Origin of the sequence: Bacillus sp. TE8-1 (assembly GCF_008368855.1) — a bacterium.
GTDB classification, from domain to species: Bacteria; Bacillota; Bacilli; order Bacillales; family Bacillaceae_G; genus Bacillus_A; species Bacillus_A cereus.
In genome coordinates this window covers 142,860-155,160 of the sequence record NZ_QPET01000001.1, presented here as the reverse complement: position 1 = coordinate 155,160, position 12,301 = coordinate 142,860, and the positions used below count along the sequence as shown (strand labels likewise).

Genomic DNA, 12,301 nt, shown 5'->3' with positions numbered 1-12,301 from the left:
ATAAATGATCCATCGCAAAGACAAATCCAACAACTATTTCTACTTCTTTGTGTACGATCTCTTTTTCGTATTCAGTCAAAATGGACACATAGTATTTACCAGTAGGTGTCATAGAAATCGTACATGACTTGATTATATGGCCTTGTGGTATTTCTCTATGCTGTTTAATACGTACCATTTTCAGTTTTGGCAATTTGATATGACCGTTAAGCAACATAATATTTCCGTTCACTACATTCGTTGTATAAGACTTTCTGTCTTTTTTGCTTTTGAATGTTGGAAAGTCATTTTGACCACGAAAGAAATTTTTATAGGCAGTTTGCAAGTTTAGTTGAGCATTTGCCAAAGCTAATGAATCCACTTCTTTTAACCACTCAAATTCTGCTTTGTATTTTGCTGGAGTGGGAAGCTTTTGTTTCTTTAGTTGATCCTTATCATCTTTATGTTTTTTATACGCTTCTTTCCGTTCAGCTAACATTCTGTTATACACGAAACGTACACAACCGAAGGTTTTACGCATAAGATGTGCTTGGTCTTCTGTTGGATACAAACGGAATTTATATGCTTTATTCTGCTTTGTCATATCATTTCACCTCACTTTTCACTTTGATTTTCAATATATGTTTTTACTACGTCTATTGGCGAACCACCAGTAGTTAGCAAGCAAAAACTTCTTGACCAAAACATCTCTTTCCAAAGTTTCTTTTTCACTTGTGGAAAGTCTCTTTTAATAAGTCGAGAACTTGCACTTTTATAAGCATTGATGAATTTTGTCATTTCTGTATTAGGGTGTGCCTTGAACAAAATATGAACATGGTCTACATCATGATTCCATTCAACTAATGTGATGTTATAGTTTTCAGATAGTCGAACAAACATATCTTTTGCATAGTCTGACATATCATCATCAAACACATTTCTTCTGTATTTCACGACCAACACAAGGTGATAATACAACAAGAATACTGAATGGTTATTACTATCTAATTTCATTTATATACCTGCCTTTATCATTTATAAGACTGATTATATCAGAGGCAAAATAAAAAGAAAAACCTTTTGGCTACGCCAAACCGAAATTCATCTCCCAGCTACCGTTGGGCTACGCCCTTCACCCGCTTGAGGAAGGAGAATTTTTTCGGGAAATTCGTTAAAAAGGGATAGTAAAAAACACCAACTGGTCTAATTTAAAAGGAGATAAATTATATATGTTAGAGACCCTTGAAATGAGAAAAAACAACACGAACTAAAAATACATAAATACAAAAATATATAAAAATACTATAATTCATTTTTGTTTGCAATCTCGATTATTTATTTTTTCTATTTCATTATTATTAATCATTCTCTTTCAGCACATCTATTACTATCTTTCATTATCGGTTTTACTCTTTGGAGTATATGCCTAGCTATACATCTAAAACTCTTATATGAGAAAAAGGGAAAACGAAAAGTCATGAATATAGAAACAATAAACGAAATGAAAAAAAATAAATATATGAGTCCAGGAAGAAAAGAACGTTATATTAAAGATTATAATGCTTCCAAAAATGAACTAGAAAAGATAATGACTTACGCTCAATTTATGTTAGAAGCTAAAGAAAGAGAAAACGCGGTAAAGAATTTAGAGATATAATTGTAGTATTATATGCAGATGATAGTGGAAAAACAGCATTAAATCCGCTTGCTCATATGTGATTATTAGCTAGAAAAAATAAAAGGTGGTATAAATATGAAATCAACAGGTGTTACAAGAAAAGTAGATGAATTAGGACGAATCGTTCTTCCGAAAGAGTTAAGAACAACGTTAGGAATTGCAGAAAAAGAACCTTTAGAAATATTTGTAGAAGGTGAAAAAATAATATTACAAAAATACAAGTCATATGATGCTTGTGCAATAACTGGTGATATTTCAGAAAAAAACATTTCATTAGCTAATGGACAAATTGTTCTTAGTCCTGAAGGGGCTGAATTTTTAATTAAAGAAATCCAGCAACAATTAGTTAAATAATAACATTCTTCTTATTACATTATAAAGAAAAAGACATCTATATAGATGTCTTTTTCTTTGACTTAAACCAACATGATCCTATTCAACTAATGTGATGTTATAGTTTTCAGATAGTCGAACAAACATATCTTTTGCATAGTCTGACATATCATCATCAAACACATTTCTTCTGTATTTCACGACCAACACAAGATGATAATACAACAAGAATACTGAATGGTTATCACTATCTAATTTCATTTATATACCAGCCTTTATAATTTATAAGACTGACTATATCAGAGGCAAAATAAAAAGGAAAACCTTTTGGCTACGCCAAACCGAAATTCATCTCCCAGCTACCGTTGGGCTACCCCTTCACACGCTTGAGGAAGGAGAATTCTTTCGGGAAATTCGTTAAAAACTGCTGAACCACTGTTTTCTTTCGACGTAATGTGGTGGCCGCATACTTCTTACTTAGTTGATAGAAATAGATTTCCATCTTATTATGGGATAACTCCTTAATGGTTCCAATTGTTTCTTTTATATATTGAAGAAAATGAGAAAGATTGTGCAGATAAAGTGTTTTTGTTTGCTCACTTCTTTTTTTCGTTAAAGAAGGCGCATCGTGTAAAAATAAATAAACTAATGATTCTTCGCTTAATTGGGAATAATCAATATTTCGAATACCCATACCCATAATTTTTTCGAAATGACTGCTATCAAAAAATCTGATTTGGATTTTACAAGTTGAATATTATGTTTGTAATTTATAATATTCAAATTTATGCACAATTTAATAGAATGAAAAGACACACATATATTTTTATATGAATTTTTATGATTCTAATTATGCCACAATAAACGCATTATTTATTTTGGTATAGAATGAAATGTTTAAATATATATTTTTACCTTTTTATTTAACGTTTCTGTTTAGATAATGTATAATGGAAATTTTTAATTGATTTTTTTGTACATTTCAATCCAAACGCGGTAGGAGGAGATTTTTTTGACTAGTCTTCGTCTGAAAATTTTACAAGAAATCCATAATTTAGAAGATACCCATTGTTCAATTTGCCCTCTGAACAACCTATCAGTGAATTGTACAGATGAGCAAGAACAGGCAAAACAGAGAAACTACAAACATTGTAAAGGTTGTCCCATTTTCGATTCCATCCGAGAGAAAGGAGAGCAATTGAATTCTTTATCGAAAAAGAGTACCTTTAATAAGGTACGAGAACGTTATATGGAAAATCCATTTAAGTATCTTCAGTATAAGGAGTACTCAATCACGGATGTAGTAAAAGAAACAGATTTAACAAAGTATCAACTGAGAAAATTTAAACAACAGCTAGAATGAAAGTTTCAGATGAGGTGAGAAATGGACTATTTATCTTTAGAAGAGGTATGCGATAGGGTAGGTTTAACAAAAAATCAATTAGGCTATTTAATTAAGTATAAACACATCGAACCTATCAATATGGCCACCTGGAAAGCAGATGGTGGATATCGTTTTGAGCAAGAAGATGTAAAAAAGTTAGAGGAATTATACAAAGACTCTTTAACATTAAAAGAAGCAGCTGAATTTCTAAATAAGTCTAAGACTTACGTTCATAATGCAGCTAAAGATGGGATGTTGCCCTTTAAAGAAATTGCTAAAGGGAAATCTACTGAACGATTGTACTTAAAAAAGGATTTGGAAGTTTTCAAAGAAAAAATTGAAAACAAATCAAAAGAGGAATCGAAAGAAAAAAAGCAGCATTTAAGTCTCTATCTTGATGAAAAGGTAGTAGAAGCAATAAAGAAAAAGGCTGTAAAGAAAGGGTATAATGGCTACAGGAAGTTTGCAGAAGACATTTTATCTGCAGAAGTAAAAGAAGACATAGAAGAATAGAAATCCCAGAGAGAATAGATCCCTGAAAAACGAAAAACGTTATAAGGGGTCTATTTTTGTTTTTAAGGAGGTTTTTAACTCTCGAATCTTATTGCATTACCGATAAAACAAATGTTCTTTATAAACGAACTTGAGAGCCATTTTTTGAGTATGTTTCGAAAAAATTCTCTTAAAATACAAAAAAGTAACATATATACTATTTGTGGAAAACAAGGGGGGAGTGATAAAAATTTTGAGACTGTTTTATTCAAGGTGAAAAAAGCATAAATAAAGAAATGAAAAATATAATTAAAGTCGGAAATATTAATACAATTAAATAATTAACAGGAAATGATACTAGCATTATAAGTTGATGGCAAATTGAACTAGGCATATCGCTATAAAATGAGCCAGAAAAATATACATATTTATATTATAGTAAACTAAAACGGGAAAAATACTTCATTAAAAAGGAGATTTTTTGTGTAATTAATATCTTTAAAGAAAATTATATAATGATCTACAACAATAGATGATAATAAAAGCACTCGAATTGAGTGCTTTTATTATCATTTATCTGGTACATAACATGTGTTGTTATCCATATGGCATTTTTCTATCTTTGTTTTAGTATTACCTTTTTTATCTCTATAAAAAATTTTAACTGTCCCCTTAGCACCATTATAATCAAATTCATATGCATTAGGGTATTTGTCTCTAACCCATATTAATCCTGAACCAGCACTTGCCGGCATTGCAGAAATAAGTAATGTAGATGTTAAACTTAGCGCCCCAACTATCTTTTTAATTTTTGACTTTGACATAAATAATGCCCCCCTTATCATTTTATTAGCTTATTAGAATAAAATATCTAATAGGTTAATAAAATGGTAACATATACCACAGATGATTAAAATCAGTAAAACTTGATAAATAAATATTATAAAATTCAAAAAACAATCACTGTTTCTAATACGATTTAAGGGTAAGTGTATAAATCTTCAAGTAAACATATTTTAATTATAGTAAACTGAATTATTCGGAGATGAAAATGGATGGAAAACAGAAATCGATTTGAACACTAATTTATCGATTAGTTCACAAAGAAGCAATTGTTTACCATCCAGATAATGGGTGTATGTACGCATATCATACTTTGGTCTCGCAAGATAGTTATTTACAAGTAGGAACAAAATCTTTACTTAAATGTTTCTATGATGAAGCATTTAAACCTTTGATTGTAAATTTCCTGAAAGAAGAAAAACTGTCTTCAGAAGACATTAACGAACTTAAACGTATTTTGGATGAGAAAACCGAGGGAAATCAGAGGAAGGATAGATCATAATGATAGAAATGTTTATCTTTGTGTAAATAATTCAGTTCAGGTTGCCAGGCTGTGGAATTATTCCAATTATTTTCGTTTTTATCCTCTTCTCACCTAAATTATACCAAAAAAGTCTTGTTTTAATATATAATTTAATCAGAATGTTAAAAGAATTCAAGCCATCGATATATTAGATGCAAAAGGTAGGTAATTATATGATTCGTGAAGCTGAACCAAAGGACAGTAATATAATTGAAAATCTATATAAAAAATTAGCACCACATAGCAAAAATATTAAGGTTTTACCAGAAAGAATTGAGCAGATAAGGGATGATTCTAATAATTTTTTGTTTGTCTATGAGGATAATGGTAACGTCAAAGGAAGTATATTTATGACATTTTGCCTCGATCCTGGATATCAATTTAGGCCGTATACTGTTTTAGAGTATGTGATTGTAAATGAAGATTTTCGAGGTAATGGGATAGGGGAAAAGTTATTGAAACATGTAGAAGAGATATCAATTGCAAGGGGATCCACAAGAATTATCTTATTAAGTAGTGCAACTCGAATAAAAGCACATAAATTCTTCACTAAAAATGGATACAACGGAACCATAAGTAAGGGTTTCAAGAAGTATATACCAATTAATTAAATTTTATTTATAGGTGTTTTTTCTTAGAGTGTTTAGAAAGAATAACGTTTTTTGTACTTAGGGGTAGTGAAAATTCTTAAGTTGATGGGCATGTATAGTGTCCCCCTACTATTAGATTCTCCAAAATAAATATCAAACCAATTATTTGTTACGTTCCTTTTACAATTTACATCTCCCATGTCTAGTACTGCAAATGTATTCTTTGCAGTACTATTAGGTATACCAAGAGCTCTATTTGTATTGATAATAGTCCCTCTTGGAAATCTAGTCCAGAGTAAACATGGCTACATATAGATGGATGTACTGCAGCAGTAGTATATTGAGGTGGTGTTTGAGAATCCCTTAAGGTATACAAATGTTAAAATTTGCGTGCTACCCCCTATAATATAACCCTATAAATGTTAATATATATTATATATGGTATATATTCGCTTTATGAAAAAGGGGGAATATTATGACTGAAACAAACAAATCTTCAGGAATCTATTTAAAAGAAGCTGTGAAATTTTCTATTATAATCCCTGCACACAATGAGGAAAAGTATATTAAAAAATGTTTAGATTCGATTGCAAAAGCATCAGAAGCATATAAAGATCAAACTGAAGTTATAGTTGTTTTAAATCGTTGCACAGATAAAACAGAAGAAATAGCAAAGTCTTATAACTGTATTATATTAAACAACAACGATAAAAACTTATCCAAAATTCGAAATGCAGGAGCAGAAATAGCCAGTGGAGAAATAATCATTACTATAGACGCTGATACCCTAATGACAGAATCTATGTTGTCTAATGTAGATAAATATTTAGCTTCAGGTAAATACATTGGCGGTGGGGTAACTGGGAAGTTTGAAAGAATATCTTTAGGAATATTCGTTTCCGCAATGTTAATAATAATCCCCTTACTTTTTAAGTATGGAGCTGTATCTGTAGGGATTTTTTGGTGCTATAGAAAAGACTTTATGGCAATCAATGGATTTAATGAAAATATGCTTATGGCAGAAGATGCAGATTTTGCTAAACGGTTAAAAAAATGGGGAAAACAAAATAATAAGAAATTCGGTACCATTAAAAATGGAATGATAACTTCATGCAGAAGATTTGATACATATGGTGATTGGGCTTTACTTAAAAATCCAAAAATAATCTTAGCCTATCTAAGAGGAAATGATAAAAAATACGCAGATAAAACATATTATGATAACCAAGAAAGATAAAGGCGGAGAATAACAAACAAATCATCGTCAAGTGAACTAGTAAACTAAGATAAATAAAATTCAGCCAAACTAAAAGAATCTTATTTATTTAGGATTCTTTTAGTTTGGCTGAATATAGACCATTAACCATATGCTGAAGGTATCAAAAATAAAGGTGTGAAAGAATTATGAAACAGTACGCTAATGCTGAAGAATTAATTAAATCAATCGATAAAGCTTATAAGAAATTTATTGAAGAATTTAAAGTGATTCCTGAAAATTTGAGAGGTAAACATACCTCTGAAGTGGACAAAACTCCTTCTGAAATTCTTTCTTATCAATTGGGGTGGATTAACTTGTTATTATCATGGGAAAAAGACGAACAATGTGGACTTGACGTACAAACACCTACTCCTGATGTGACTTTACCCATAAAGTTGCCGCTAAAGGAAGCATAACTTTGCCGGAAATCAAATGTTTTTGAAGAGACTTAGTTGATTATTCGAGGAAAAAGGAAGCATAACTTTACCGTCAGTTAATTAATAACTCATAAGCTTGCCGTGAATTATATTAGAGGGACACCCCATGATTTCGAGAGAATTGTACGTTTAAACGCCCTTTAGATATAAATCAACTAATCCTCTTATAACAAAAAACATAATCAAAAAGGATTATGTTTTCATGAAAGTTGCGTTTTATTTTTTGTTAGAAACTAGTTTCCAATAAGTAAATGTTCTCCATAGCCATTCTAAGGGCCCCATTCTAAAGAATTGAAGCCATGCTATACTAGATAATAGCTGAAGTACATAAATACTTATACAAAGAAAAAAACTTTGGGAATAAGTAATATTCCCTGTTAATTGAAAGTAATAGTCAGCTGTTAGCACTAGAACTACTTGATAAACATAGTTTGTCAAAGCCATACGTCCGTAATATTTTAAAGGGAATAAAAGTTTTTGAATCCAAACAGGTTGTAATGATAAAACTAGCACTCCTACGTAACAGGCTGAAATAATTGGACCAGTCATAAGACCTATACGATAAGATGTACCAGATACTCGTGTTCCATGATTAAAAGATATATAATGAATTACTAATCCAATTATGCTCAATCCTGCCATAATTATAGTAAAAGTCTTAAATTCTCTTAAGTTCTCTGATATTTTTTCAAATATACCATATTGTCCTACCGCTAGACCTAATAAAAACAATGGAAATACTAATAGATCTTTCGAACCTAAAAAACTTAAACAGAAGATCCCCAATAATGCAAATGCTAAATTGAAATGTCGTCTTACTTTATAAAAAGGTAATAAAAAGATTCCCCATCTCGCATATAATCCCAGGATTTCTCCTGAAAAAAATATACTAAGAATATGCCCCATAATAGATAGTAGGATAAGCCTCCTAATGAATAAGAGGTATCCATTAGACCCTTTTGCTTTTGCACGAGTAATAAATATATAAAAACCTATACCAAACAAAAAGGTGAAAATTGTATAAAAACGTCCCTCTATAAATAAATATAAAAATTGTTGATATGACGTATCTATAGGACCTAGTGGCGGGGGATCCATCTTTAATAAAAATGGCGCATTCACCAACAAAATTCCTATCAAGCCAAATCCTCGTAAATAATCTAATATATCAATCCTGTTGATATTAATTTCAGTCTTCATATTTATTTTCTATACTCCTATATTAAAATCCCATTTATTTTTATTGCATGGCACTAATCCAGCTCTACAATCTTATAAGAAATATCATATTAAGTACATAGTTTATATAATCGAACTATAAATTTTAATAAACAATCGCTCAATCTATCAGTTTTTCTATATGTTAAAAAATAAGGGTACAGAAAATTATGTTTATGAACAAAGGAAATAACTAAAAAACAATAACGTTTTCTAGTTATTTCCTTTGTTCATAAAGTAGAGTTATTTCCTTTGTTCATAAAGTAGGTAATCATTAAACTTATAATTTTATCTTTCTGGAAACCTATTTGCTGTGCAGAGATAATAAAGTTGTTTAATTTACAATATAGTCATTAAAAAATAATATAGTTATTTAAAAAATTCTTCTACTACTAACAGGGCAGGCTAGTTGAACAAGAATTGGTTATTTGTCGAATTATTTTTAAACATAAGAGAGGCAAATGTTAGAAAATATAGAATTTTAAAGTATATTAAATGATTTATTAAAGGAGGCTGTTTTTGTGACTAAACCTGACTACAAAACACCCGTTAAAAACAGAATCGGTGGTGTGTTTATTCCAGTTCGTAACCTAGAGAAAGCCAAAGAATGGTACATAAAAATACTTGGTTTGAAAGGAGGAGAAGAATATTTTGGGCATATATTCGTGGCACCCATGGAAGGTACAGCTGGCTTAGTTTTAGATGCCATGCCAAAGTGGAGAAAAGAAGATGGTGATATTTCCACTTACCAAGTTCCATCAATTCAGTTTTTAACGGATGATATTCAAGTTGCTTATCAATTTATGAAAGAAAATAATGTTGAACTTGTTACAGAGATTCAGGATAATTTTTATTTTGTGTTCAAAGATCTAGATGGCAATTTATTAATGATTTGTAAAGAAGTATCTTAAAGAATGTGAACAATCACACCTAGGCTAACAGGTGCTTAGTTCAATAAGAATTAAACAACTTTATTAATGATTTTTGAGTACAAATACCTTTAAATGTATAGAAATTAAATAACTTTTAGGAGCCTTACAACACACTAGATTGTAGCAAGGCTCTTATATTTTCATAACAAAATTAGACAATTTTATTATCATTTTACATTTGCCTTTAAAGAATGACTTTTGAACATTAATTTCAAAACCTCAAAATTACTGGAAGCATATCTTTGCCGCAAACAAAAAGAACTATAAGTTTGCCGGAACGGCAAGTTTATAGTTCATATCACACCTGACTACAAATGGAATAACTTAGGTGGGCTTTATCAATCTTTTTATGAGCAATATGGTAGGTTAACCTTAAAACAGCAGGAGGAAGAATTAACAAAGTTAGTTCAAATGTTAGTCGATTGGATAAATGATCTTTCTGAAGTAGAATTATTCCAACCAGAACAAAGAAAATGGGTCACAACAAAAGCAAAGTGGCCTATTTGGAAATGGGTGCATATCAATACAGTTGCTCCATTTACAAATTTCAGAACTAAAATACGAAAATGGAAAAAAACAGTCTTATAAGTGATTTAAGAAAGGTAGATATCCAGACATTTAGACGAAAGATAATAAAGTCTATTTCTTATATATGGGGTAGCTTCAGAAAAATGTAGATTTACAACGTTAAGGAAATTCCAATATAAAAAAGCCTAACTTCTCAATTTAATGTGAAGAAATTAGGCTTTTTTATTTAGTGATGAAACCCATTGTCACATTTTGTATCATGTGGCATAGGCCCATCCAGGGAATCCAGAAAGGCAACAGTCTGTTTGAGGTTTCTCAAAAATAAATGCGCAAGATCCATGGAAAATCCATTTCGAACCACAACTCGCATAATTGTCACCGCTTCCATATCTGGAGGCAATGGATAGGCGGGTACTTGCCAACCGAACACACGCAATTGTCGAGATAAATCATAAAGGTTCCAGTTTGATGTATAGCCATCTTTCAGTCGCCAAGCGAAAACCGGAATATCCGACCCATCGGACAAAAGTTCAAACGGTTCCATCTTCTGAATGGCCTTGCTTAGAAAAAGAGCGACTTTCTGAGAAGCCTTTTGGACATCATAGTACCCACTTTTCCCTAAACGCAAGTAATTGTAATATTGCAGGAGCACTTGTGCACCGGGACGAGAGAAATTCAGGGCAAAGGTCGGCATATTCCCGCCCAAATAGGAAACGCGAAAGATTAGATCCTCAGGGAGATCTTCAGCTTCCCGCCAAATTATCCAACCCAATCCAGGATAGACTAATCCATATTTATGTCCGGATACATTGATGGACTTCACCCTTGGTAATTGAAAATCCCAGACTAAATCTGGTTGAAGAAACGGTGCTATAAATCCTCCCGAAGCTGCATCCACATGCATGGGAATGTCAAGACCAGTCTTCGCCTGTAAATCATCCAATGCTTTCGCAATGGAGGCAACCGGTTCGTAAAGACCGGTATAAGTCTCACCGAGAATCGGTACCACACCAATCGTATTTTCATCCACGGCTGCGAGAACCCCCTGAGGATCCAATTGAGGATGTTCAGGGCTAACCTTCACATAGCGTGGTTCAACCTCCCAATAATTCGCGAATTTTTCCCAAACGACCTGAACAGCAGAACTAAACACAATATTGGGACGATCCACAGGCTTCCCTTCGTTTTTACGTGCATTTTGCCAGCGGCGCTTTAAAGCAAGCCCACCGAGCATACATGCTTCTGAAGATCCAGTTGTTGAAACACCCATAGTTGTAAGAGGGCTGGGCGAATGCCAGAAGTTGGCTAAGATGCGGATACACCGCTCCTCAATTTCAGCTGTCTGTGGATATTCGTCCTTGTCAATCATGTTCTTGTCGAATGATTTTGTATATAATTGCTCTGCAGCAGGCTCCATCCATGTGCTAACGAATGTTGCAAGATTCAGGCGGGCGTTGCCATCAAGAGTAATCTCATCATGGACAATCTGATACGCTGTTTCTGGTAACATGCCTTCATCAGACATATGAAAGCGCGGAACGACGGATTCTCCTTCGCGGGCAAACAGAGGATTTACAGAAAATTCATGAGGCAGCTCTTTTTGCATGTGATGCGGTAGAGACAGTTGATTATCTGGCATGATCTCTTTTCCTTCGTATGCATCGTTTTGAACCTCTGCTTTTCGATCCTGTGGCATATAAGCACCCCTTAATTAATTGTTTAATAAACATATTATTTACAAAAAATCATTTGTTAAACCAAGGGGACAATTCTATTGAACGACTTAACACACTACCTACTTTAGCTTGGTTTTCGCAACTTCGGCAAGTGAGGGGCGATAGAACGTTGAAGCTTTTACGGTTGCAACGTTTTTCTGCAACCAACTTCATATCAATACTTTTACCTTCATTATATTGATGATGGGTAGATTAAACATATTGATATCTGCGCATAATTCAGCACCTGCTACTCTTAGTGATTTTTTATTATACATGAGAGAAATAGAGAGAAGGAATTACGTAATTTCTTATATCAACTTTGTTTCTTAATTGTTTATTCCATTTAATAACACAAGTGATTTTATTAAAATAAGAGGAGAAAAACCCT

12 protein-coding genes and 5 pseudogenes are annotated in these 12,301 nt (G+C 32.2%); 10 read left to right on the top strand and 7 right to left on the bottom strand.

The features are described from left to right. A partial coding sequence (locus tag DN404_RS30835; RefSeq protein ID WP_255444851.1) for an RNA-guided endonuclease TnpB family protein occupies positions 1-583 on the bottom strand: 583 nt, incomplete at its 3' end. Between the two features lie 11 nt (positions 584-594). Next, positions 595-993: an IS200/IS605-like element ISBth16 family transposase gene (tnpA, locus tag DN404_RS00775; RefSeq protein WP_000762752.1), complete on the bottom strand. Its 399-nt coding sequence runs from the start codon at positions 991-993 to the stop codon at positions 595-597. Positions 994-1,456: 463 nt separating this feature from the next. Between tnpA and DN404_RS30830 the strand changes: the two genes are divergently transcribed. Next, a complete protein-coding gene (locus DN404_RS30830; RefSeq protein ID WP_255444850.1) occupies positions 1,457-1,636 on the top strand; it encodes an ArsR family transcriptional regulator in 180 nt (59 codons plus the stop codon). Between the two features lie 96 nt (positions 1,637-1,732). Then, on the top strand, positions 1,733-2,011 hold the full coding sequence (locus DN404_RS00765) for an AbrB/MazE/SpoVT family DNA-binding domain-containing protein (protein ID WP_149214589.1): 279 nt from the start codon (positions 1,733-1,735) through the stop codon (positions 2,009-2,011). Between the two features lie 81 nt (positions 2,012-2,092). Here DN404_RS00765 and DN404_RS00760 read toward each other — a convergent pair. Next, a pseudogene (locus DN404_RS00760) lies at positions 2,093-2,251 on the bottom strand (transposase); the annotation flags it as partial. A gap of 157 nt (positions 2,252-2,408) precedes the next feature. Continuing rightward, a pseudogene (locus DN404_RS00755) lies at positions 2,409-2,773 on the bottom strand (site-specific integrase); the annotation flags it as partial. Positions 2,774-3,002: 229 nt separating this feature from the next. Here DN404_RS00755 and DN404_RS00750 point away from each other — a divergent pair. Together DN404_RS00750 and DN404_RS00745 are read left to right on the top strand one after the other, a co-directional pair. Then, positions 3,003-3,353, top strand: coding sequence for a zinc-finger domain-containing protein (locus DN404_RS00750; protein ID WP_149214588.1), 351 nt, complete (start codon positions 3,003-3,005; stop codon positions 3,351-3,353). Positions 3,354-3,374: 21 nt separating this feature from the next. Further along, positions 3,375-3,887, top strand: a complete 513-nt coding sequence (locus DN404_RS00745) for a helix-turn-helix domain-containing protein (protein ID WP_149214587.1) — start codon at positions 3,375-3,377, stop codon at positions 3,885-3,887. Between the two features lie 548 nt (positions 3,888-4,435). On the opposite strand, the gene DN404_RS00740 is transcribed toward DN404_RS00745, so the two are convergent. Then, a complete protein-coding gene (locus DN404_RS00740; protein ID WP_149214586.1) occupies positions 4,436-4,690 on the bottom strand; it encodes a LacI family transcriptional regulator in 255 nt (84 codons plus the stop codon). 218 nt (positions 4,691-4,908) lie between these two features. On the opposite strand from DN404_RS00740, the pseudogene DN404_RS00735 reads away from it, so the two are divergent. The 4 genes and pseudogenes from DN404_RS00735 to DN404_RS00720 form a co-directional block, all read left to right on the top strand. Beyond that, positions 4,909-5,211: pseudogene (locus DN404_RS00735) on the top strand (BlaI/MecI/CopY family transcriptional regulator); the annotation flags it as partial. Between the two features lie 194 nt (positions 5,212-5,405). Continuing rightward, a complete protein-coding gene (locus tag DN404_RS00730) occupies positions 5,406-5,843 on the top strand; it encodes a GNAT family N-acetyltransferase (protein WP_149214585.1) in 438 nt (145 codons plus the stop codon). A gap of 454 nt (positions 5,844-6,297) precedes the next feature. Then, positions 6,298-7,059, top strand: coding sequence for a glycosyltransferase (locus DN404_RS00725; protein ID WP_149214584.1), 762 nt, complete (start codon positions 6,298-6,300; stop codon positions 7,057-7,059). Between the two features lie 167 nt (positions 7,060-7,226). Further along, a pseudogene (locus DN404_RS00720) lies at positions 7,227-7,457 on the top strand (ClbS/DfsB family four-helix bundle protein); the annotation flags it as partial. A 276-nt stretch (positions 7,458-7,733) separates the two neighbouring features. On the opposite strand, the gene DN404_RS00715 reads toward DN404_RS00720, so the two are convergent. Then, complete coding sequence (locus DN404_RS00715) at positions 7,734-8,717, bottom strand: DUF418 domain-containing protein (protein WP_149214583.1); 984 nt, start codon at positions 8,715-8,717, stop codon at positions 7,734-7,736. Between the two features lie 539 nt (positions 8,718-9,256). Here DN404_RS00715 and DN404_RS00710 point away from each other — a divergent pair. Further along, positions 9,257-9,646: a VOC family protein gene (locus DN404_RS00710; protein WP_149214582.1), complete on the top strand. Its 390-nt coding sequence runs from the start codon at positions 9,257-9,259 to the stop codon at positions 9,644-9,646. A 321-nt stretch (positions 9,647-9,967) separates the two neighbouring features. Continuing rightward, positions 9,968-10,255, top strand: a pseudogene (locus DN404_RS00705) (ClbS/DfsB family four-helix bundle protein); the annotation flags it as partial. A 166-nt stretch (positions 10,256-10,421) separates the two neighbouring features. Here the strand turns inward: DN404_RS00705 and DN404_RS00700 are convergent. Further along, positions 10,422-11,891, bottom strand: coding sequence for a glutamate decarboxylase (locus DN404_RS00700; RefSeq protein WP_149214581.1), 1,470 nt, complete (start codon positions 11,889-11,891; stop codon positions 10,422-10,424). Positions 11,892-12,301 lie beyond the last annotated feature (410 nt).

Bases quoted from the DNA above. Each gene is read 5' to 3' on its own strand.
- tnpA (WP_000762752.1), bottom strand. From the start codon at position 993: ATGAAATTAGATAGTAATAACCATTCAGTATTCTTGTTGTATTATCAC.
- DN404_RS30830 (WP_255444850.1), top strand. From the start codon at position 1,457: ATGAATATAGAAACAATAAACGAAATGAAAAAAAATAAATATATGAGT.
- DN404_RS00765 (WP_149214589.1), top strand. From the start codon at position 1,733: ATGAAATCAACAGGTGTTACAAGAAAAGTAGATGAATTAGGACGAATC.
- DN404_RS00745 (WP_149214587.1), top strand. From the start codon at position 3,375: ATGGACTATTTATCTTTAGAAGAGGTATGCGATAGGGTAGGTTTAACA.
- DN404_RS00740 (WP_149214586.1), bottom strand. From the start codon at position 4,690: ATGTCAAAGTCAAAAATTAAAAAGATAGTTGGGGCGCTAAGTTTAACA.
- DN404_RS00730 (WP_149214585.1), top strand. From the start codon at position 5,406: ATGATTCGTGAAGCTGAACCAAAGGACAGTAATATAATTGAAAATCTA.
- DN404_RS00725 (WP_149214584.1), top strand. From the start codon at position 6,298: ATGACTGAAACAAACAAATCTTCAGGAATCTATTTAAAAGAAGCTGTG.
- DN404_RS00715 (WP_149214583.1), bottom strand. From the start codon at position 8,717: ATGAAGACTGAAATTAATATCAACAGGATTGATATATTAGATTATTTA.
- DN404_RS00700 (WP_149214581.1), bottom strand. From the start codon at position 11,891: ATGCCACAGGATCGAAAAGCAGAGGTTCAAAACGATGCATACGAAGGA.